The following is a 20,390-nucleotide window of genomic DNA, read 5'->3' on the forward strand; positions in this document are numbered from 1 at the left end:
ATCACCTATTCCTCTGCGTCGAGTCACAACAATGACAAACACTCGCAGCGACTGGGAACAACGCTTCCAGTCCTTATCCATCGAAGGCCGCGCGTTCATCGACGGTCAATATCGCGCAGCACTCAGCGGCGATACCTTCGAATGCATCAGCCCGGTTGACGGCCGTTTCCTGGCCAACGTCGCCAGCACCGACGAAGCCGACGCCAACGCGGCAGTCGCAGTCGCACGCCAGACCTTCGAGTCCGGCGTTTGGGCCAAACAGGCACCCGCCGAGCGCAAACGAATCCTGATCCGTTTCGCCGATCTGATCCTGGCCAACCAGGAAGAACTGGCCCTGCTCGAAACCCTCGACATGGGCAAGCCGATCAGCGATTCCATGAACATCGACATCCCGGCGACCGCCAACGCGATCCGCTGGAGCGCCGAAGCCATCGACAAGATCTACGACGAAGTCGCCGCCACGCCGCACGATCAACTCGGCCTCATCACCCGTGAACCAACGGGTGTGGTCGCCGCCATCGTGCCGTGGAACTTCCCGTTGATCATGGCCAGCTGGAAGTTCGCCCCGGCCCTGGCCGCCGGCAACTCGTTCATCCTCAAGCCTTCGGAAAAGTCGCCACTGACCGCGATCCGCATCGCGCAACTGGCGCTGGACGCCGGCATCCCGAAAGGCGTGTTCAACGTCCTGCCGGGCTACGGTCACACCGTCGGCAAGGCGTTGGCGTTGCACATGGACGTCGACGTGCTGGCCTTCACCGGCTCCACCGCGATTGCCAAGCAACTGCTGATCTACGCCGGGCAAAGCAACATGAAACGCGTTTGGCTCGAAGCAGGGGGGAAGAGCCCGAACGTGGTGTTCGCCGACGCGCCGGATTTGCGCGCGGCAGCACAAGCAGCGGCGGGGGCGATTGCCTTCAACCAAGGCGAAGTCTGCACCGCCGGTTCGCGGTTGCTGGTGGAGCGCCCGATTCGCGAGCAGTTCATTCCGCTGCTGGTGGAGGCGCTGCAAGCCTGGAAACCGGGGCACGCCCTCGATCCGGACACCACCGTCGGCGCGGTCGTCGATCAGCGTCAACTGGACAACGTGTTGCGCTACATCCAGGTCGGCAAGGACCAGGGCGCGCAACTGATCGCCGGCGGCAGCCGCACCCTCGAAAGCACCGGTGGCCTGTACGTGGAACCGGCGATTTTCGACGGCGTGACCAACGCCATGACCATCGCCCAGGAAGAAATCTTCGGCCCGGTGCTGTCGCTGATCACCTTCGACACCGAGGAAGAAGCGCTGGCCATCGCCAACGACAGCATCTTCGGCCTGGCCGCGGGCGTGTGGACCAGCAACCTGAGCAAGGCCCACACCTTCGCTCGCGGCTTGCGCGCCGGCAGCGTCTGGGTCAACCAGTACGACGGCGGCGACATGACCGCGCCGTTCGGCGGGTTCAAGCAGTCGGGTAACGGTCGGGACAAATCGCTGCATGCGTTCGACAAATACACCGAACTCAAAGCGACCTGGATCAAGCTCTAACACCTTTACAGCGGCGGTCGCAGGTCAGCCTGCGGCCATCGGAGAAACGTATGAAACCAACAACACATGTAAACAGCTACTACGCGGCCACCCGCAACTTCACCGGCGAATTCCCGGTACTTGAAGAACTGGTGGAATGCGACGTCTGCGTGATCGGCGCCGGCTACACCGGTTTGTCCTCGGCGTTGTTCCTCGCCGAAGCCGGTTACAGCGTCACCGTCCTCGAAGCCGCCAAAGTCGGGTTCGGTGCCAGCGGTCGCAACGGCGGCCAACTGGTCAACTCCTACAGCCGCGACGTCGATGTGATCGAAGAACGCTACGGCGACAAGACTGCTGAAGTCCTCGGCAGCATGATCTTCGAAGGCGCCGACATCATTCGCTCGCGCATCCAGCACTACGACATCCAGTGCGACTACAAGCCCGGCGGCATCTTCGCTGCGTTGAACAAAAAGCAACTCAAAGGCCTGGCTGAGCAGAAAAGCAGCTGGGAACGCTATGGCAACAAAAACCTGAAAATGCTCGACGCCGCCGACATCAAGCGCGAAGTCGGTTGCGACAACTACGTCGGCGGCCTGCTCGACATGCAGGGCGGCCACATCCACCCGCTGAACCTGGCCCTCGGCGAAGCCTCGGCGATCATCGGCCTGGGCGGCAAGATCTACGAACAATCGGCGGCGGTGGAAATCACCTACGGCGAACCGATCACCGTGCGCACCGCCAAAGGTGTGGTCCGCGCCAAGTACCTGCTGATCGCCGGCAACGCCTACCTGCCGCAAGACCTCGACAACCGTGTCACGCGTAAAAGCATGCCGTGCGGTTCGCAAATCGTCGTCACCGAACCGTTGTCCGAACAGGTTGCGCGCAGCCTGATCAAAAACAACTACTGCGTTGAAGACTGCAACTACCTGCTCGATTACTACCGCCTCACCGCCGACAACCGCTTGCTGTACGGCGGTGGTGTGGTCTACGGCGCCCGCGAGCCGGACGACATCGAACAACTCATCAAGCCGAAAATCCTCAAGACCTTCCCGCAACTCAAGGACGTGAAGATCGACTACCGCTGGACCGGCAACTTCCTGCTGACCATGTCGCGCATGCCGCAATTCGGCCGCATCGAGAAAAACGCCTACTACATGCAAGGCTACAGCGGCCACGGCGTCACCTGCTCGCACCTGGCCGGCAAACTGATCTCGGAAATGATCCGCGGCGACGCCGAACGCTTCGATGCTTTCGCATCCTTGCCACACATGCCCATGCTCGGCGGCCGCACCTTCCAGGCCCCGCTGACCGCCATGGGCGCCGCGTACTACGCGTTGCGTGATCGGTTCGGTATCTAAGCCTGCCGCAATCCCCCTGTGGGAGCGGGCTTGCTCGCGAAAGCGGTAGGTCAGCCACATCAATAGTGACTGATCCGCCGCCTTCGCGAGCAAGCCCGCTCCCACAGGAGATCCATGCCAGACACAAATCCTGCGCCCAACCCGGATCAAACCTGTGGGAGCGAGCTTGCTCGCGAAGAGGCCATATCAGCCACAGTAATGTTGTCTGAAACACCGCTTTCGCGAGCAGGCTCACTCCCACAGCCAACGCACCAAAACAGACCAATACCAGGCCCGCCAGCCTTTTTATCCCCCCACCCATCGAACCTGCTGAGCAACACGAACAAACGTGATTTAATACCCGCCTTTCACGTTTCTGGGACAGGGAAGCGGTGTTCCTCGCGGCCAAAAGTCGCCCGCCATCCACCCCCATAACCCCTTAAGTAGTTCACACATAAGGCTGTCATGGACACGGGCTCACGACTCAAATTAGTACGCGAAAGCTACAAACTGTCCCAGCGCGAGCTGGCCCGGCGTAGCGGCGTCACCAATGCCACCATCTCCCTGATCGAACAAAATCGCGTCAGCCCCTCCGTCAGCTCCCTCAAAAAACTGCTCGAAGGCATACCCATGTCTTTGGCGGACTTTTTTACCTTTGATCAGCCGCCGCGTGAGCATCAATACGTATTTCGTGCGAATGAACAGCCGGATCTTGGCCGTCATGGGTTGAGGTTGTTGCTGATTGGCGCCTCGGTGCCGAGCCGGCAGATGCGGTTATTGCGTGAGCAGTACGCGCCTGGGGCTAGTTCGGGGGAAGAGCCGATTGTGCATTCGGAAGGCGAGGAATGTGGGCTCGTAACCCGCGGCACTGTTGAGCTTACTGTTGATGGGCAGATTAGTGTGTTGAACGCTGGGGATGGGTATTACTTTCCGACGACGCTGCCGCATCGGTTTCGCAATATTGGGCAGGATGAGGCGGAAATCATCAGCGCCAACACCCCGGCTAACTTCTGATATCAAAAATGGACACTAACCTGTAGCAACGGTCGTTCGTTGCTACAGGCATTCTTCAAAGTAAATGGATTTACCGCATGACTACCCAACGCATCCGCGCACTAGCGCTCTGTGTCTTCCATCACGATGGAAAGATACTGGTCAACGAATTCACCGACCCCGTCACCCAACAAACCTTCTTCCGGCCTATCGGCGGAGGTATCGACTTTGGCGAAACCTCAGCCGATGCCGTAGTGCGAGAGGTCCAGGAAGAACTCGGTTTGCCGATCACCGATGTCCGATTGATCGGCACGCTTGAAAGCCTCTTTACTTACGCCGGTAAGCCAGGGCACGAGATTGTGCAGGTATACGATGCGAGGTTTGTGGATTCAGCGGTTTACGAATTGCCGTACTTGAACGCTCAAGAGAGTGATGGTGCTGCGTTTACTGCGAAGTGGCACTCGTCCGCGAGCTTTACTAGCAAATCGCCGTTGGTGCCTGATGGTCTTTACGATTTATTGAAGAAAGTTGCATTGCTGGACTGATGCTCATTAGGGATAGGGAACGCATTTGTTTTGCCCCCAAAATTGACAACCCGGATCATCCCAAACACTATCGCCCCATGACCTATACACGCCACATGAACATGATGTGTTCCTCCATGACCGCTTCCGGCGGGCCATGAGGTAACGCGTTCATAAGATTTGACGCGGTTACCCAAAGCCCCGCCAGAAATGGACGGGGCTTTTTAGTTGTCAGCGCTTCATGGCGTCGCACTGGTTCCGCAGATCGCTATTGGAAATCTGCCCGCAACTGCCATTGCCCTTCTTGGCGTAGCAAAAATTGCGCTGGTCACTGTCCGAGATCTGACCACAGCTGCCGTTGCTGGTTTCCGCATAGCAGGCATTGCGCATATCGGAATTATTGATCTGCCCGCAGCCACTGCCGCTCTTTTTTGCATAGCAATAGTTGCGCATATCGCTGTCGCTTATCTGCCCACAGCCAGAACCTCCTTTCTCTGCATTGCACGCATTGCGCAAATTCGAATCATTGATCTGCCCACAGCTACCGCCACTCTCCTTGGCATAACAATAGTTGCGCTGATCACTGTCTGATATCTGCCCGCAACTGGCATAGGCGTACCCGCTCAGCATCAATAACACAGCAATGATTACTCTCATTACGCACTTCCATGATTTGCCAGGAATCAGCCTGGCGCTGCTTGATCCCAAAAAAGGCGAAAGATCTATTTAAACAAAGATCTGCCACCTTATTTCCAGCGTCATTGAACAACAGTTACAAATCAAACGACGGCGCGTTCAACCAGTCCGCATGATCAAGGCGTCGGCAGTGACAACCGATCCAGAGCACAGTTATTGGCCGGTGATTGCCTGGCCTGAAAGAGTCGAGCACCAGAATCCAGATCGACGATGTTGATCTGACAACCGCTCAAGACATTAGGGCCGTCGGTGATGCCGCCCTTGATCACATAACGGGCGCCGGGCATGAACTCGGTAACAAAATCGACTGTGCACCTGCGGTTGCCGCTGGCCCCGCCCTCTAGCAACAGGTGGATCGGTTTGCCCGCTTCAATGGCTCGAAAACCTTCGGGTGTCGATGGGTCGCCACCCCAGACCGAGAACAGTTTACGAGCGGGTGTTACGGGAACCGACCGGCCGTACTTGCAGGCCATGGTCGGTGCTGCGCTAAGGGTCAGGTAGTTGTGACGATTGATCATTGCGTCCATTTCGCTGCGAATCTGCGCTTGGGGCGCATTGGCAGGGGCTTCGTATTGCGGGATCGGCGAGCAACCGGCAATCAGCAGCAGGAGCGAGCCTAAATACAGCGGTTTCATGGGCGTTGCTGTCCGTATCGGTTTGAGGAGATGGGCGGATTTATTGTTCGAGCTATGGAAATCCCAAAAAATAGATTCTTCATCTTTTGCCAAATAGGGCCGCAGAGTGCCATCAAGTTGATATCAGTGGAAGGGGGCGGGTGCCATTCGACTATTGGCCGATGCATCACTAGATTGGCACAGTGGGCTGTTGCTCCAGCTTCACGAAGGCGTTAAAAAACCGCAGAAATGCGGTTTTTTTTCGACTCGGTTCGGGTTACTGATTCGGTGCTGTATCAAACCCCCGCTGCTCGATCACCCGAAACACATCATGCACATCCCGGATCAAGATCCAGGCGATGTTGGTGACGGTGTTGATGTCGTTTTCGGCGTAGTCGGGGAGGGTGGTGCAGCCCATGAGGCTGAGGTATTTGAGGACGGCGTTGAGGCGTTCGCTGACGCAGTTGTGGAGTTCGCGGAGGGGGGCGTCGTTGTCGATTAGGAGGACGGGGTAGTCGGTGGCGAACTGGGACATGGGGGTGAAGCGGCGTGGCGGGTTTTGATTAGTCATGAATTTGAGTTCGATAAAGAAAATCACAACCGCCATAAACATGGCGGCACTTGATGCTCTTCTTTGAGGGCTGCGAAACCCTATCGCCAATTGCTGTGGCGACGGGTCGAATATAGGTGTCGACTTTGGGGCTCGCAACCGGGGTGTAGGACGGCTTTTAGGTCATCGTGGTGAAGGGGATTTGGCACGTTCGGCCACGAAACCCTTGCAGGCTGGGCACTCGGAAATGTCTGAGGAAATTGGAGATGGGGATTAGGACTGCTTCGCAGCCCAGCGGGAGCAAGGTCCCTCGCCACAAAGGGTGTTTTCCTACGTGGTTTTCAGACGTGAAGATCAAAAGATCGCAGCCTTCGGCAGCTCCTACGTGGGTTGGGGGATGGCGGGGGAACCGGGTGAGTCAGTCAGGAATGAAAAAGCCCCGAGTCTTCGGGGCTTTTGGGAAGGGCTTGGGTTTTTGGGGCTGCTTTGCAGCCCAACGGGGGCAAGCCCCCTCGCCACAGGAAGCGCCCTCGCTACAGAAATCGAGTTCGCTTTGGCCCGTTGGCTATTGCGCGCTATGGGTGCTGTGCTTCGGGCCGGCCAGTGCCCAGGCGATGAGGCCGATCAGCGGCACGAACACGATCACCACGATCCACACGCCTTTGTTGTCGATCTTGCTGCCGCTTTTGATCACTTTGTTGATCGCCCACAATTCAATCACTACCAGTATTGCCGCGAGTGCGATCCAGACGTATTCGATTTGCATTAGCCACCTCCTGAAAGTCATTTCTTTAGGTGGGCTGTGGTGGGGAGGGTTCATTAAATTTGTAGTTGGGGCAGAACACTAACCTGTGGCGAGGGGGCTTGCCCCCGTTGGGACGCGCAGCGGCCCCAAAACCTATCGCTACTGTGCAGCAGGCGCGCCGCGTGCAATGGTTTTGCGACTGCTTCGCAGCCGAACGGGGGCAAGCCCCCTCGCCACAGGGTGTTTGTGTTGACTAACGACCTGCGCTTAGCTGGCGGATAGCGCTGGAGTCCTTGGCGGAATCATCCGCTTCGTCCCGGTAGCTTCAAACGCCGAAGCCAACCGCAGCAACGTCGAATCGTCATACGCCCGACCGGCAAACGTCAACCCGACCGGCATGCCAATGTCCGCCATGACACCCATCGGCACCGTCACTGTCGGCACCCCCAAATGCCGGATCGCCAGGTTGCCGTTGGCGACCCAGATGCCGTTGCTCCACGCGATATCCGCCGATGCAGGATTCACATCAGCATCCGCCGGCCCAACGTCAGCAACTGTCGGGAACAGTACGGCATCGAGCCCAAGCCGATCCATCCAGTGTTCAAGGTCGAGTCGGCGGGTTTGTTCAAGCCCCCGAAGTCCATCAGGCACAGTGCTGATCTGGTCCCAAGGTATGATTCCGCGTTTGGCCATCCGCACGTACTCGTCCATGCCCGCCGCAAGGTCACCCTCGCGATTGGGCAACGTCCCCGGATCGTGCGGGAAGATCAGCGGCCCATCCACATCGACCAGGCGATTCAATTTCGGATCGCCATTCGCCCGCAGAAAATCATCAAATGCCCAAGCCGTCAGATCCCACAACTCATGGTGTAGAAACTCCTTGGAAACGATCCCGCGATTGAACACTGTCGGCGCGCCGGGACGATCGCCCTCGCAATTGGATACCAGCGGAAAATCAACTTCGATGACTTCGGCGCCCGCTGCTTCGAGTGCCCGACGCGCCTGTTTCCAGAGTTCGATCACCGAATCTCGAGTGTTGATGCGCTGGCCAGTCGGACCGCCGATACCCGGGGCTTCAGACGTTCCCGCTTCGGGATCAGCATTGATGTACATGCGAGGAATGCCTAGGCGTTTACCGGCGAGCGCATCGGGTTTCGCGGCAAGTTTGGCGTAGGAGGCAGGGCGCACCGAGGCAACGCTCGGAATCGGCACCCACGGTTGCATCCGCCACAGGTCACCGCGTGTGTCGGGGTCTTCCGCCACCACCACGTCGAGCACTTCAAGCAAGTCAGCCATGGTTCGGGCAAACGGCACGACCACGTCCATCGTCGGGGTCAGCGGCCAGTTGCCGCGCACCGAGATGATCCCGCGCGACGGGGTGTAGGCGCACAAGCCATTGTTCGATGCAGGACCGCGACCGCTTGACCAGGTTTCTTCCGCCAGCCCGAAAGCGGCGAAGCTGGCGGCGGTGGCCGTGCCGGCACCGTTCGATGAGCCGGATGCAAAAGGAGCAGTGAGGTAGTCAGCGTTATACGGACTCTCGGCCCGGCCGTAGACCCCGCGCTGCATCCCGCCGTTGGCCATCGGCGGCATGTTGGTTTTGCCGAGGCAGATCGCCCCGGCGGCGCGTAGACGTTCGATGGTGAACGCATCGCGATAAGCGATCAGATTGGCGAAGGCCGGACTGCCAGACGCGGCGGTCAGGCCCTTCACCAGGTAACTGTCTTTGGCGGTGTAGGGGATGCCATCGAGCGGGCCCAGCGTCTGGCCTTTGGCCCGGCGGGCGTCGGACGCTTGCGCTTCGTTCAGCGCTTCGGGGTTGCGCACCACAACCGCGTTGAGGGCAGTTGGCGTGTCGGGGCCGTCGTAAGCCTCAATTCGGGCGAGATAGGCCTGGACCAGTTCAACTGATGTGGTCTGGCCCGATTCGAGCGCAGCACGCAGCTCGGCAATGGAAACCTCGGTGACCTCGATCATGCTGTTCTCTCAAAATGGGTGTTCATAGGGGGATTCGGTGCACTGCGTTATGCGACAGCGTCTGGGTTTGCAAACTGTGCGCTATTTAACACCAAGCGAGGACTCGAGGCACGGCCGATATGGCGGGTCGCGAGGGGAGGCTCATCCGTCGAGCAGTGGCACCAGGCGCGGTTCGATTGAGTGAGGGAGCACTTCAAGCAGTGCCAGCGTGACCGGCAGTTTGAACCGCCGACGCCCGGCGCTGCCTGGATTCAGGTAAAGCCGATCACCGCGCCAGTCGATGCACGGTTTGTGCGAATGGCCAGTGATCACCAGCTTGATACTGTCATCCAGATTGGCCGCAACGTCGGCGATGTCATGCACCAGCAGCACCTTCCAGCCGTTGAGATCGAAACGCAGGTAATCGGCTAATTCGCGCGCCCAGGGAGCGTCCAGATCATTGTTGCCGCGCACTGCATGCACCGGTGCGATAGCGGCCAGTTGAGCGAGGATCTCCGGGCCACCGATGTCGCCCGCGTGAATGATGCGTTCACACCCTTGCAAGGCTGCGACGGCTTCGGGGCGGAGCAAGCCGTGCGTATCGGAGAGGACGCCGATTTTCATGGGACGCTCCTGCGCGATAGAGGAGGCTTAGCGACCATGCGCCGCGTTCGCCAGTTGCCCGGTGTCCACCCGCACGAAAGTGGAGTCGCCAATCGCGGTGAGCACATCGCCCGCGTAGACCTCGCAGGTCACCCGGGTTTTGCGTCCAACCTCGCCTTCGACTTTCGCCCGCAGGGTCAGCGTCACGCCCATCGGCGTCGGTTTGATGAACTTGATCCCGAGGTTGCCCGTGACGCAATCGATGCGCGGCAGGCTTCCCGGTTCACGCTGTTCCGAGCGGTAGTGATAGGCCATCGCCGTCCAGTTGGAATGGCAATCGACCAGCATCGCGATCAGGCCGCCGTAGACCAGATCCGGCCAGCCGCAGTATTTGGCATCCGGGATGTGCTCGGCGATGACATGCACGCCGTCCTCATGCCAGACACTCTTGACGTGCAGCCCATGGGGATTACGGCCACCGCAGCCGTAGCACACGCCTTCGGGTGCGGCGATGTCTTGCAGGGGCGTTTCGGTATGAAGCATGGCGGGGTCATCCTGAACAATGTGAGCCAGACGTTGGCGGATTTTAACGCTAATCCTGGTCGGGGAGTCCGTGGGTGCGATCAACCAGCCGAATGCTGTTGCGCCCGCCACGCTTGGAGGCATAAAGCGCCGCGTCGCCTTGCTCGATCAGTGCTGCCAGGCCGGTTGGCGGCTGATCGAACAGGTTGGCACCGATGCTTAGCGTCACCGGTTCGGGCGTGGTGAATGTCTGTGAGGCGGTTTGTTGAAATTGCTCGCGTAACGTATTGCCTAGACCGACGACTTGCTGGTTTGAGGTGTTGTTCAGCAGGATGACGAACTCGTCGCCGCCGAGTCGGGCGGCCAGCGCCTCTTTGGGCTGCACCGCGCGAATCATCTCGCTCAGCGCGACGAGCAGTCGGTCGCCGGCGGTATGGCCGTACAGGTCGTTGACCAGTTTGAAGTTGTCGATATCGATCAGTAACAAGGCGCCGGGGCGAGTCGACGAAACGTCCTCCAACAGACGCGCTGCCCGCATTTCGAGGGCGCGGCGGTTGTACAGGGCGGTCAATGGATCGCGTGCAGCGAGGTGGGCAATCTGTTTTTCCCGCCGATAGCGCTCGGTGCCGGTCATCGACAGGGCGATCAGCATGATCGCCATCACGCCTTCGACCAGCGAAATCTGAATGATCGCGCCGCGCAACGCAGCCAGATCGATGAGCGTGCCTGGAATCACCGCCGTCAGTGCCTTGGCCACATAGAAAATCCCGTGGGCCAGCAGTACATAACGCAACTGCACCGCGCCCACGCTCAACGACTTGCCATGGGGGCGCAGGAGGAAACTGGCCCTGAGCGTCGACAGCGCGACCAGCAACGAGTTGACCAGCAGCATGACTTTCGACCAGGTAGGGCCGTCCGGCACCAGCAGCATGGCCAGCCACGCGATGAAAATCAGCGCCCAGCCACGGGACAAACGCGTCTGGGTGAAGCGCGCGACACCCAGCAAGAACAGGAAATGGGCGGTCACCAACAGGCCGTTGGCGAACCAGATACCGATCAGCAAAAAACCGCTGCTGCGTAACAGGGCGAGGGTGGAGCCCACGGTGATCGTGGCAAACCCTGCGCTCCAGAACAGCAGCGAAGGCTCACGAATACTGCGCCATTCGATCGCCAGGTACAGCGCGGCGGCCGCTGCAAGGGCGACCGAGAGTGTCAACATCGTGAGCGGGTCGAGCGGCATGTCCTGACGGGCCTGTCTTTTGAGCAAAGAGACGGCGATTGTAAGCGTTTGGGGCTGGTTTTCGCAGAGGGCTGCGCGTCAGTACTCAATAGTTTTGTTTTGTGCCTTCACGACTCTGCGAGCGGTCTCAACGTAATTCGACAAGGTCTGTCGACGGCTATTGCCTGACCATTGGATTTACGGATGAAACCAACGATGCCTTTCCAGTTCCACGCCAAGAAAATTACCGCCATAACCGCCATGACGCTGTTTCTCACTGGCTGTGTCGGGGTCGAGGTTTCTACGCCCGGTCCGCAAACACAACGCGCTTCCTTGACCGACCCGCAATCAGACAGCGACCAGACCACGCGGGCATGGTGTGGTGTGACGCTGTGGGCGGTGATTGTGCCGATCCCGTTGATATTGCCCGTCTGTAAGCTGCAAAAAGGGCAGTCCATGACATCGCCCTTGTACGCTTGTGGCCCGCTTATGCTGCTCGGGCCGATTGTTCACGGTTATGAGGGAAATGCGTTGTGCGGCACATTTCCAAAATAATCCCATGAGCAAGACGATGCTGCTTCGATCAGGCGATTCGGCGCAGAGAAGCTTCTGCTAGTCTGCCGGGCCAGCCGGTCAACAAAGCAAGGCTCAATCAATGTTCACTATTCGTGTGATGACTCTGGACGATTACGATGCCGTGATCGACCTGATGAGGCGTACGCCAGGCGTTTCCCTGCGTGATGCGGACTCTCGTGAGTCGACCTCGAAGTACCTGGAACGCAATCCCGGGATGAGCTTCGTGGCTGAAGTCGGTGGCGTTCTTTGCGGTTGCGTCATGTGCGGACACGACGGCCGCAGAGGGTATTTGCAGCATTTGGTTGTCCTGCCTGAGCATCGGCGGCAAGGCATTGGCAATGCATTGGTAGAGCGCTGTCTTTCAAGTCTTGAGCAACACGGAATACTTAAATGTCATCTCGACGTTTTCAAGACCAACGAACCAGCCGCCAACTATTGGCAACACCAAGGTTGGCTGCTCAGGACAGACATCGATCGGTATTCGTTTACCCGGCCGGGTAATGAAAACGCATGAGCGAGTGCCCCGGCGTTTTCCGTTAGCACAACTACAAAGCCTGCAATACCGGTCCCGTGAGAAAGACCGGGCCTGTGCCATCCCATTGAACCGTTGCGGCGCCGCCAGATCATCCGAAAAGTCCTCGTGACGAGGCATGGGGTGAGTCGGTGTCAGTTCCGTACGGCCCAGAACATTGTCTGGACCCTGATATGCGGATGGCTTTCCAGAGGTTCCCACTCATCCATGAAAGTGAAACCCTGCCTCAGATAGAAGTTCGCAGCCCTGGCATTGTCAGGAGAAACGTCCAGAAAAACGCGATCATACCCTTGACCTATCGCGCGGGATTTCACAGCCTCTACCAACTGAGTGGCCACGCCAGAGCCCCGTGCAGTGGGTTCAACCCACATTCCGATCAAGTTGTAGCGATTCGACTGGCTGACGGCGGCACCAATCATTCCTGCCGGTTTATCGTTCTCGATGGCCAACCAGAATTGCGTTCCGCTGACTGACGAGGCGCGATCTTTCCACTGTTCGTCAGTGTAATGGGCGGCGGTTTGGTAACTCACACCAAACGCTGTCGGCGTGTCCAAAAGCGCGGCGAGACGGACTTGCTTCAACAGCCTCCAGTCTTTTTCTTCCGTGAGTCGAATATCCATGTCGTTCCTGAGAGAGAGAGCGAAACTTTATCGTCGCATAAGAATGTCGAGGGGGAAAACGTAAGGACTGCCCAGCACTAATGTGGCATGTCATGGTCAATAAACCCCGCACGACCGTCAGCGGTCATACTGCCCGGAGCCGACCGGATCCACATCGGTATTTTGATCAAGGACAGTGAAAGCATGCTCGCCGCAAAATAATCAGAACCGCCTCCGCCTGGTTCCGTAAATCGGGACTCGCCGTACGTTTACTCCTCAATCCAAATCGAAGAATTTAAAGCATGCACCTACGCAAAATTGCAGTTGGGCTGTCGGCCCTTGTTTTGCTCTCGACCGGGGCACAAGCCCGCAGTCTGCTGGATCTCCTCAAGCCACCTACACAGCATCAGACACAAACGTCGCACTCGGGCTCGATCAGCCAGAACGCGGCCCTGGACCTCTATTCAAACAAACAGAAACAGGCATCGTTCGATGGCTGCGCCGATTTGTTTCCGGCAGCGAAACCGATCAACCCGGCCACTGTGCCGGCAACCATGAAACCCCTGGCCTTGTGTTCCGACAACTTTGCGGTGCTGTACTCGCAAACCAGCAGGACGCCGCTGGTAGTGGTCGAGCGACTTAATGCCGCCCAGTTGCAGGATGCCAAAGGCGAGGAGCGCACCAACCAGTTCTACCCGGACCCACGCATTCCCAAGAGTGGGCGGGCAGAGTTGAGCGACTACCGTAGTCAACATCCGGCCGTGGACCGTGGTCATCAATCCCCGGCAGCCGATGCACCGAACTCCAATGCCATGGCCCAATCCTTCGCGCTGTCGAACATGGTGCCGCAAGACCCCACCAACAACCGCAAGATCTGGAGCAAGGTCGAGGCAGATGTCCGCAAGTTTGCCAAGCGTGCCGACGGCAATGTGTATGTCTTTACCGGACCGCTCTTTGACTCGGGGCACAGCACCATCGGCGACAACAAGGTCTGGGTGCCGACCCGCTTGTTCAAGCTGGTTTACGACGCATCGTCCAAGCGTGCCTGGGCCTACGTACTGCCCAACGCTGAAACCCGTATCGAGCGACCGATGGACTATGACGCGTTCGTGAAGAGTACCGGGCTCAAGTTGCTGGGGAATCTACCGGTGACGGGTTCGGTAGGGCGCTCATAAAGAAAAAGGGACAGGTCTGTTTTCTCGAAAATGGACCTGTCCCTTTTTTTGCTAACGCCATTGGCTCAATGCCGATGCATCCAGTGCTTGCCACGCTTCGGCATTACCTAGTTGATCTTTCGTCAGCCAGTGCCCAGCGCACGGGCGCAGGGCTTCGGCGGAGAGTGCCAACAGGTCGCTCAACGTCATTGTGCTGATTGAACCTCGGTCTCTGTCATCCTCCGCTTCCCAGTCGCGCAGAAACAGACGCACCTTCAACACGTCGGCTTTAAAACTTTCAAACTGCGGTCGATTGCGCAGCCGCTGTGGTGAATGTCTCAAGGTTCGCTCCTGGACATCCAGCAGCAGGATCTGCCAGGCCATCCGACCTTCAGGGTCATCGTCGACATCGGTATGTAGCCGAGTCAGCGCGAGATAACGTGCATCCTCGGACCAGATCATCGAAGGCGCGAGATCGTTGATCGCGCAACCCGACGCCGTCAGCAAGTGCCCGCCCAGGCGAGGACTTTGAACGCGCAGCCAACTGTCGGCGTATTCAGTTTCACAACCGAACAGCCACGCGGCATCTTTACCGATCGGTGCTGGCTGGACAAAGTTGCCATCGGCGATTGCAGACTGTGGCTGCTTGACCAGGCGCCAGTCGGGGAGGACGGTCAGGCCTTGTGGGCTGACATTCAGCTCGCACTGCTCATAGTAAAGTCGCGAGTCCGGCCGATGCTGACAAAACTCAGCGGCATCGTTCGCCTCGGGGGGCGATTGATCGAAGCGCTGCAACGGGGTGCTTTGCCGATTCTGATCCAGGCGACCGCGAATCACCGCCAGGCTCAGTCGCGGTCCACGAAAGTCCAACAAGCGTGCGGCCAACAGCGCAGGGCTGTTCAGCAATTGTCGTTCCTGTGCGTCGGCCACCACCACCTGACCTGCCGTGGCGGGCGGTAGGGTGAACGGTATCAACGCGATGTAGCGCCCGGTGTCTGAAACCCGATGATCGAGCAGCCAAACGCCCGGTAACGCCCAGTCGCCAATCCTGCAGGTATAACCCCCGAGCCCCACGCTGTTGTCTTGCTGCCAGCTGAATTGAGCCCGGGTTTTACCAATCACTGACGCCGACTCAACCATCGTCGCGCCGCGCTGCTCATCACCTGCCAGTGGCACGGCCAACTGCACGCGAGTCAACTGCCGCTCCGCGACCTGTATCCGGCCGTTCGGTGCATGACCGACCTGAGTCTCACAGTCGCTGTGGATGCTGTACAAGCCATAACCATGGCGACCGCGATCCGGCTGTGGGTAGTCGAAGTAGGACGAAAGCCGCAGGTAGTGGTCATCCAGCGCCACAGGTTCACTCCAGCCCAGGGAGGGTTCGCTGTCGGCGGGCACCCACGGGCAAGGCAGTGTTTGCCAGCCTCGGTCGGCGTGCCAGAGCCAGTAGTCGGGGGCTTGCTCTTCACCCATCCGTGCACGGCAAGCGAAAGAGCGGCTATCGGGATTCCAGATGATCGCGGTATCGGCCCTGATCAACAACGAAGTGGGCTCACCGTTGATGTCCACACGGTATTCCGGGTACCTCAGCGGGTCGCAGGGCTGCGGCAATTCGCGCAGGCTGGTCGGCAGCGCCAAACGGGCGTCCAGACGTTGCTGACCATCAGGGGACGTATGCCGCAGCGTTTCGAGCGCCAGGTTTTTTTGCCAGTCACCCGGCTCAAGCCAGAGGTCAGCAACGGGTACCAGATCGATCCTTTCAGCTGTCGCCAGCAGTTGCTCCAGATTGATCTCCCGAGCGCCGTTGTCGACCAGAGGGCTGTAACGCCCGCTCAGGGTGCCGTCATTAAAGGCATCCAGTTCCCAGAATTCATCGCACGAGCACTGGTAGAGCTGATGCAGTTGTCGATCCAGAATCACCAACCCCCACGCCTGGCGCGAAGGTAGAGGTGCGGCGAAATAACGCCCGTCATTGGAGAAGCGCGCCGACGATCCAAGGCTCTGTAGCAGCACGCCATCCGGGAACAGGTAATCGCACAGGACGGGCCCGCCCATGGCGATTTCACTGTAGTTGAACACCCTGATGGGCTCGCCCTCGGGTGTTTGTCGCGGTTCATCCCCACCCCAAGCGCTCGCGCCGCCGGAAGACTGACCACCCGACAGTGGTGACGACTTGGCCGGCGTTTTATCGACCAGGCCAAAACGTTTTTCCAGATGACTGACACATGCCAGCCCGAAGAACATCACGACCGCAGCCCCCGCGATGTCCCAGTACGGCGGCAACGCCCGACCCAGATTAAAACCCAGGCCTATGGCAGCGGAGGTCATTAACCTGGCAACCCCGCGGCCGGTTCGTAGCCAGCCGACCCGCGCCGTCAGCCACATCAAGGCAGCACACCCGAGCACCACTCCGAACGCCCACGGCAACGGTATGACCGTCACGAGGAAAATCGGGATCAACAGCACGGCGATTTGCCAAAGCAGATCGAGCAATAATCGAGGCAGGCTTTTTTCGTCAACGTGTTGATCGGAAGAGTGGGGCACCGTTACCTCGGCGATAGAGTGGGGATTTCATACGCGCAGGTTTTGCGCGGAAAATGCTGGATTATCGGCGATCAAAGTGACCGGCGGCTCGGCCGATACTTTGGCATCGATTGAATCGGGTGGCGATGTTTCTCAGAGACTACCGGCGGGGCAGTCCGCTTGGCTGAACTGACGCTCATACAGAATGACGTGCTGAGGAAACAACTCACGATAGAGAGGATGCGCTATACCGAAAATGTTGACCTCGACGCAGGGCGGAGGGAGCTCTTTGGAGTAGTCCAGAATGCTCAGGCCCGCACAGGGAATGACCACGCCCCCTTTGGTCTGGACAGAAAGTGCCAGAACGGTCTGATCGCAGTGGTTTGTACAGCACTCATTCTGGATAGTTGCGTATCCATCGGCAGGCTCGAATTGGCCTGAAACGACGCCCATGGGGGGATCTCCGTACTCGAGTGCTGAGTAGCCCACCAAAGCCACCCCGCTATAAATTGAGAATCGTGTCATGAGACTGCCTGTTTATTGCGATAAGCATTTGACCCGGTCAATCAGCAAAAACGGGCAAGGCTCTCGCTGCGGATGAGACCTGCCGTGGCCAGGTTCCGGATCTTGTTCACCAGTATTTCTCGCTCGGACTTTGCCGTAACTGGATCGAAAATTTGATATTGGCGATCGCACCAAAACTCTATCTGGCGAAGCCAGAAAGACTGCGCGACGGGTTCTGTTTTCAAGCGCTCCAGCAGATAGGCCAACTGCTGCCATCCCGGCCGCAGTTGAAGAATGGCTTGGCGGCGCACCATCGACAACTCATGCCAATCCCGATCCAATTTTGCGTCCAGTCCAGCATTTAATGACGTCCAGGGACGCTTGTTGAGTTGAGTGATCACCACCCGGAACACGTTGTCCGACGGATCATCAAGCGCCCCAAGCAACTCGGGTAATTGGTAATCGCCAAGCAGGCGCACGGCTGCCAATCGCACGGTGGAATAAGGGGAGCGCAGCGCTTCTGTTAGCCATCCCTCGGCGAGTTCGGCATTCAGCTCCGCCGCGAGGCCAAGAATACCAAGCCAAGCCCGTTTTCCTGTGGGTAGATCCTGGTTCAGTCGCTCAGTCAGGACCGCGAGTGCATCGACATTGTTACGTGGCGCTGACCAGCGCGCCAGGCTACGGATCGAGGGCGACGCATCGAGTAAAGCATTGCGCAATACCGGCCTCGGATCGTCGAGCAAGGGAAGTAGCGCATGCAGCACGCAGACGCGTACTTTGGCGCCCGGTCGTGACAGGGCTTCGAGTAATAATGGCAAAGCTTGGTCAACCGGCAACTCCTGGCAGGCTGACACCGCTGCTAACCGTACGGTCAGTTCTCGATGGGCGAGGGCGCTGCGCAGGAGCGTCTCCGGTGCGGTGTCTTTTTGCAGCAAAAGCACAAACAGATAGCGCGCAGCTTTACCTTGGCGCACAAGGAAATTTGCGAAGACTTCATCTTGAATTACGGGCGACTGCAGCGCTGCGCGCACGGCCAATAGCGTGGGAGCATGATCGACTCTCTGGCGCGCAGCCAACGCCATGAGGGGTTCCAGCGCGAACAACAACGCCTGAGCGTTGGAGGGCGATAGGTAGTGATTCAGTCCCGTCGCCGCCAGATGACGAACCTGTGGAACCCAATCATTCAGCCGCTCGATCAAAGCCACTAACGCTTCGGGAGACGGCTGGCTGCACAACTCCCTCACCGCGACTTCTCGAATGAAGCCGTTGTAGTGACGGCTGAGCTCTATCCATGTTTTGTTGTTACCGCCGTCCGCAAGTAGATCCAATGCTTCGTTGCGTCGATGTTCCTCCCAGGAGGAAGCAGGAACCTGCTTGTCCTTCAACCTGTTTAGCCAGCCTCGTATTGTGTTCACGCTTCAATCCTTTCTGTGCGCTTATGTTTCTGCTGATTTACCGGCCCATCACCGGGTAATGCTTGATACGACACGCATAATCTTTGCCATCGCCTTTGCAAATGCCATCCAGATATCGGTAATCCACGCGCACCGACTGCCCTTTGGTGGGCCATTGCCGACGTGGAAGCGTGGCTTGGTAGTCCGTCGTTTCCGGGGTGAACGTGAGCGTCGCCCCGACTTCTGGACATTCGACCGTGGTCGAGGCCGGGCTGACTTTCAGGATGCGGGCTTGTAGCTGCGCAAAGGGGTGTTTCACGACCTCAGTGATCCGTAGTTCAATTCTGCAAATTTGCCATGCTGATGCCTGTGCGGGTTCGCACAAGACGGCGAGCGACAAAACAAATAGTACGTAACGCGGCGCACGATTTTTCATCATTGCTCTTGTCTGGAATACGGATGACGAAGGTATTAACAGCCGTTCACTGTTTGCTCGGGGCAACACTTGCAGGCCAGACAACGGCCTGTGCGACGATCACATGTACCCCGTTGAAAGTGGCCGCAGGGGAACCATGAAGCATGTAGTCCAGTTTCAAGGCGTCGCTTACACGGTGGCAGAAAGTGGCGTCATCGGGTCCCGTCAGCACTCGGTAAATGGGAAGCCCTTCAGGCGGTAAACTCATATGCCAATGTCCTCAGAGGTTTAATGGCGCGGATTGTTTTGGGTGTCTGATACGTTGTCCCGCACCCGGTGATTCTGGCAGCAACTCTGCACTGGATGGTTTTATTTTGTGCCGTGATGACCTTGCACTCGATCTGGGAGGCATCTCTCAAGGTTATAAGGGATATGCACTGTGTGGAAGATTTGCAAAAGTGTCATGACAGGTCCTGCCGAGCCTCCGCCCGCACCACCATCCAGATCCCAACCCCAGACACCACCATCCCCGACACCATTTGCCACGACAGCGGTTCCCCAAACATTGCCCAAGCCCAAACCATCGTAATCGGCGGGCTCAGGTACAAAACGCTGGCAACCCGGGTAGCGGTCGCGCGTCGCAGGCACACCCAGTAAAGCCCATATCCGCCCACGGTCGATAACCCCACCGTCCACAGCACGCTCAGTGCAAATCCTGTGCTGGGTATTGGCGCCAGACTGCCCTGGACTCCCTCGACAATGGCAAATGCGACGCTCGACACACAACATTGCAGCCACAGGTTAGGCAGTAGATCCAGCGACTCTGATGCGGGCAAATGCTTCTGCCACAGCGTCGCAATCGCGAGGGACAACATGCCGAGCAACGGCAGGCCATACGCCCATAAAGGCGCGTTGCCCCACGCCAGCGCACCGTGGGTCACCAGCACCACGCCGACGAGGCCGATGACCAGTCCGGCCCAGACTTGCCAGACCAGTCGTTGCCCAAGCACCACCGCAGCGAGCAGCGCCATGCCCATCGGCAGCAAGTCGGCGAAAAGCGCGGCGAGGCCTGCCGGCACGCCCAGGGCGATGCCTTGTGTGACACCGGCCAGATAGCCTGCCATGGCCAACAGACCGATGCCGGCGTTTTTCAGCAGCGCGACGAGTGAGGTCTGGCGTAGTTGCCTGGCAACGAAGGGAAGCAGCACAAGCGTGACCACCACGCAGCGCCAGAACACCACCAACAAGGCGGGTGCGTAATCGATCGAGAATCGCGCGCCGATGAACCCGGAACTCCAGGTCAGCAGCAATGCCGCCTCGAGTAAAGGCAATGGAATCGCCTGGCGCCAGTCAGGCGTGGCTTGCGGGTGACCGGTAATCGGAGTGTGCTGGTTCATCGCCACAGGCTACGAAACCGGCGTAATCTAATAAAT

The 20,390-nt window shown here is 58.5% G+C and carries 22 protein-coding genes; 7 read left to right on the top strand and 15 right to left on the bottom strand.

Annotated features, from left to right (window positions below; genetic code table 11):
- The first annotated feature begins 31 nt into the window (after positions 1–31).
- The 4 genes from ACWIKB_RS22200 to ACWIKB_RS22215 all read left to right on the top strand — a co-directional run bounded on the left by ACWIKB_RS22200 (position 32) and on the right by ACWIKB_RS22215 (position 4,376).
- Entirely contained in the window at positions 32–1,522 is a 1,491-nt protein-coding gene (locus tag ACWIKB_RS22200; protein ID WP_475269415.1) for an aldehyde dehydrogenase, read from the top strand.
- Between the two features lie 50 nt (positions 1,523–1,572).
- On the top strand, positions 1,573–2,859 hold the full coding sequence (locus tag ACWIKB_RS22205; protein WP_475269416.1) for an NAD(P)/FAD-dependent oxidoreductase: 1,287 nt from the start codon (positions 1,573–1,575) through the stop codon (positions 2,857–2,859).
- 444 nt (positions 2,860–3,303) lie between these two features.
- The gene (locus ACWIKB_RS22210) at positions 3,304–3,852 is read left to right on the top strand and encodes a cupin domain-containing protein (protein WP_028623608.1); all 549 of its coding nucleotides are present in this window, start codon (positions 3,304–3,306) and stop codon (positions 3,850–3,852) included.
- Between the two features lie 77 nt (positions 3,853–3,929).
- Entirely contained in the window at positions 3,930–4,376 is a 447-nt protein-coding gene (locus tag ACWIKB_RS22215) for an NUDIX hydrolase (RefSeq protein ID WP_475269417.1), read from the top strand.
- A 210-nt stretch (positions 4,377–4,586) separates the two neighbouring features.
- Here ACWIKB_RS22215 and ACWIKB_RS22220 read toward each other — a convergent pair whose 3' ends face one another.
- From ACWIKB_RS22220 to ACWIKB_RS22255, 8 genes are all read right to left on the bottom strand, one after another.
- Positions 4,587–5,012, bottom strand: coding sequence for a hypothetical protein (locus ACWIKB_RS22220; protein ID WP_475269418.1), 426 nt, complete (start codon positions 5,010–5,012; stop codon positions 4,587–4,589).
- 155 nt (positions 5,013–5,167) lie between these two features.
- A complete protein-coding gene (locus ACWIKB_RS22225; protein ID WP_475269419.1) occupies positions 5,168–5,686 on the bottom strand; it encodes a hypothetical protein in 519 nt (172 codons plus the stop codon).
- A gap of 256 nt (positions 5,687–5,942) precedes the next feature.
- On the bottom strand, positions 5,943–6,236 hold the full coding sequence (locus ACWIKB_RS22230; protein ID WP_475269600.1) for a fructose-bisphosphate aldolase: 294 nt from the start codon (positions 6,234–6,236) through the stop codon (positions 5,943–5,945).
- A 544-nt stretch (positions 6,237–6,780) separates the two neighbouring features.
- Complete coding sequence (locus ACWIKB_RS22235) at positions 6,781–6,981, bottom strand: PLDc N-terminal domain-containing protein (RefSeq protein ID WP_163914171.1); 201 nt, start codon at positions 6,979–6,981, stop codon at positions 6,781–6,783.
- Positions 6,982–7,227: 246 nt separating this feature from the next.
- A complete protein-coding gene (locus tag ACWIKB_RS22240) occupies positions 7,228–8,937 on the bottom strand; it encodes an amidase (RefSeq protein WP_475269420.1) in 1,710 nt (569 codons plus the stop codon).
- Positions 8,938–9,078: 141 nt separating this feature from the next.
- The gene (locus tag ACWIKB_RS22245) at positions 9,079–9,540 is read right to left on the bottom strand and encodes a metallophosphoesterase family protein (protein WP_475269421.1); all 462 of its coding nucleotides are present in this window, start codon (positions 9,538–9,540) and stop codon (positions 9,079–9,081) included.
- A 27-nt stretch (positions 9,541–9,567) separates the two neighbouring features.
- Positions 9,568–10,062, bottom strand: a complete 495-nt coding sequence (locus tag ACWIKB_RS22250; RefSeq protein ID WP_475269422.1) for a PaaI family thioesterase — start codon at positions 10,060–10,062, stop codon at positions 9,568–9,570.
- A gap of 49 nt (positions 10,063–10,111) precedes the next feature.
- The gene (locus tag ACWIKB_RS22255; protein WP_475269423.1) at positions 10,112–11,281 is read right to left on the bottom strand and encodes a GGDEF domain-containing protein; all 1,170 of its coding nucleotides are present in this window, start codon (positions 11,279–11,281) and stop codon (positions 10,112–10,114) included.
- A 183-nt stretch (positions 11,282–11,464) separates the two neighbouring features.
- On the opposite strand from ACWIKB_RS22255, the gene ACWIKB_RS22260 reads away from it, so the two are divergent.
- Both ACWIKB_RS22260 and ACWIKB_RS22265 read left to right on the top strand, forming a co-directional pair.
- Positions 11,465–11,815, top strand: coding sequence for a hypothetical protein (locus ACWIKB_RS22260; protein WP_475269424.1), 351 nt, complete (start codon positions 11,465–11,467; stop codon positions 11,813–11,815).
- Positions 11,816–11,915: 100 nt separating this feature from the next.
- Entirely contained in the window at positions 11,916–12,350 is a 435-nt protein-coding gene (locus ACWIKB_RS22265; protein WP_475269426.1) for a GNAT family N-acetyltransferase, read from the top strand.
- Positions 12,351–12,502: 152 nt separating this feature from the next.
- On the opposite strand, the gene ACWIKB_RS22270 is transcribed toward ACWIKB_RS22265, so the two are convergent.
- A complete protein-coding gene (locus tag ACWIKB_RS22270; protein WP_475269427.1) occupies positions 12,503–12,988 on the bottom strand; it encodes a GNAT family N-acetyltransferase in 486 nt (161 codons plus the stop codon).
- Positions 12,989–13,269: 281 nt separating this feature from the next.
- On the opposite strand from ACWIKB_RS22270, the gene ACWIKB_RS22275 reads away from it, so the two are divergent.
- The gene (locus ACWIKB_RS22275; protein ID WP_475269428.1) at positions 13,270–14,142 is read left to right on the top strand and encodes a DNA/RNA non-specific endonuclease; all 873 of its coding nucleotides are present in this window, start codon (positions 13,270–13,272) and stop codon (positions 14,140–14,142) included.
- A 51-nt stretch (positions 14,143–14,193) separates the two neighbouring features.
- Here ACWIKB_RS22275 and ACWIKB_RS22280 read toward each other — a convergent pair whose 3' ends face one another.
- From ACWIKB_RS22280 to ACWIKB_RS22305, 6 genes are all read right to left on the bottom strand, one after another.
- Complete coding sequence (locus ACWIKB_RS22280; protein ID WP_475269429.1) at positions 14,194–16,665, bottom strand: hypothetical protein; 2,472 nt, start codon at positions 16,663–16,665, stop codon at positions 14,194–14,196.
- A 132-nt stretch (positions 16,666–16,797) separates the two neighbouring features.
- Positions 16,798–17,097, bottom strand: a complete 300-nt coding sequence (locus ACWIKB_RS22285) for a hypothetical protein (protein ID WP_475269430.1) — start codon at positions 17,095–17,097, stop codon at positions 16,798–16,800.
- A 113-nt stretch (positions 17,098–17,210) separates the two neighbouring features.
- Positions 17,211–18,563, bottom strand: a complete 1,353-nt coding sequence (locus ACWIKB_RS22290; RefSeq protein ID WP_475269431.1) for a PBS lyase — start codon at positions 18,561–18,563, stop codon at positions 17,211–17,213.
- A 37-nt stretch (positions 18,564–18,600) separates the two neighbouring features.
- Complete coding sequence (locus tag ACWIKB_RS22295; protein ID WP_475269432.1) at positions 18,601–18,861, bottom strand: hypothetical protein; 261 nt, start codon at positions 18,859–18,861, stop codon at positions 18,601–18,603.
- Positions 18,862–19,024: 163 nt separating this feature from the next.
- Positions 19,025–19,225 carry a DUF1737 domain-containing protein gene (locus ACWIKB_RS22300; RefSeq protein WP_475269433.1) on the bottom strand — a complete coding sequence of 67 codons (201 nt, stop codon included), beginning with the start codon at positions 19,223–19,225 and terminating at the stop codon, positions 19,025–19,027.
- A 193-nt stretch (positions 19,226–19,418) separates the two neighbouring features.
- Positions 19,419–20,354 (bottom strand): DMT family transporter, encoded by a 936-nt coding sequence (locus ACWIKB_RS22305; protein ID WP_475269434.1) that lies wholly within the window; start codon positions 20,352–20,354, stop codon positions 19,419–19,421.
- Positions 20,355–20,390 lie beyond the last annotated feature (36 nt).

It is taken from the genome of Pseudomonas sp. 5Vm1k, assembly GCF_056161485.1.

Bases quoted from the DNA above. Each gene is read 5' to 3' on its own strand.
- ACWIKB_RS22285 (WP_475269430.1), bottom strand. From the start codon at position 17,097: ATGGGCGTCGTTTCAGGCCAATTCGAGCCTGCCGATGGATACGCAACT.
- ACWIKB_RS22225 (WP_475269419.1), bottom strand. From the start codon at position 5,686: ATGAAACCGCTGTATTTAGGCTCGCTCCTGCTGCTGATTGCCGGTTGC.
- ACWIKB_RS22255 (WP_475269423.1), bottom strand. From the start codon at position 11,281: ATGCCGCTCGACCCGCTCACGATGTTGACACTCTCGGTCGCCCTTGCA.
- ACWIKB_RS22220 (WP_475269418.1), bottom strand. From the start codon at position 5,012: ATGAGAGTAATCATTGCTGTGTTATTGATGCTGAGCGGGTACGCCTAT.
- ACWIKB_RS22200 (WP_475269415.1), top strand. From the start codon at position 32: ATGACAAACACTCGCAGCGACTGGGAACAACGCTTCCAGTCCTTATCC.
- ACWIKB_RS22210 (WP_028623608.1), top strand. From the start codon at position 3,304: ATGGACACGGGCTCACGACTCAAATTAGTACGCGAAAGCTACAAACTG.
- ACWIKB_RS22235 (WP_163914171.1), bottom strand. From the start codon at position 6,981: ATGCAAATCGAATACGTCTGGATCGCACTCGCGGCAATACTGGTAGTG.
- ACWIKB_RS22205 (WP_475269416.1), top strand. From the start codon at position 1,573: ATGAAACCAACAACACATGTAAACAGCTACTACGCGGCCACCCGCAAC.
- ACWIKB_RS22250 (WP_475269422.1), bottom strand. From the start codon at position 10,062: ATGCTTCATACCGAAACGCCCCTGCAAGACATCGCCGCACCCGAAGGC.
- ACWIKB_RS22275 (WP_475269428.1), top strand. From the start codon at position 13,270: ATGCACCTACGCAAAATTGCAGTTGGGCTGTCGGCCCTTGTTTTGCTC.
- ACWIKB_RS22230 (WP_475269600.1), bottom strand. From the start codon at position 6,236: ATGACTAATCAAAACCCGCCACGCCGCTTCACCCCCATGTCCCAGTTC.
- ACWIKB_RS22245 (WP_475269421.1), bottom strand. From the start codon at position 9,540: ATGAAAATCGGCGTCCTCTCCGATACGCACGGCTTGCTCCGCCCCGAA.
- ACWIKB_RS22305 (WP_475269434.1), bottom strand. From the start codon at position 20,354: ATGAACCAGCACACTCCGATTACCGGTCACCCGCAAGCCACGCCTGAC.
- ACWIKB_RS22260 (WP_475269424.1), top strand. From the start codon at position 11,465: ATGAAACCAACGATGCCTTTCCAGTTCCACGCCAAGAAAATTACCGCC.
- ACWIKB_RS22270 (WP_475269427.1), bottom strand. From the start codon at position 12,988: ATGGATATTCGACTCACGGAAGAAAAAGACTGGAGGCTGTTGAAGCAA.
- ACWIKB_RS22240 (WP_475269420.1), bottom strand. From the start codon at position 8,937: ATGATCGAGGTCACCGAGGTTTCCATTGCCGAGCTGCGTGCTGCGCTC.
- ACWIKB_RS22265 (WP_475269426.1), top strand. From the start codon at position 11,916: ATGTTCACTATTCGTGTGATGACTCTGGACGATTACGATGCCGTGATC.
- ACWIKB_RS22215 (WP_475269417.1), top strand. From the start codon at position 3,930: ATGACTACCCAACGCATCCGCGCACTAGCGCTCTGTGTCTTCCATCAC.
- ACWIKB_RS22300 (WP_475269433.1), bottom strand. From the start codon at position 19,225: ATGAGTTTACCGCCTGAAGGGCTTCCCATTTACCGAGTGCTGACGGGA.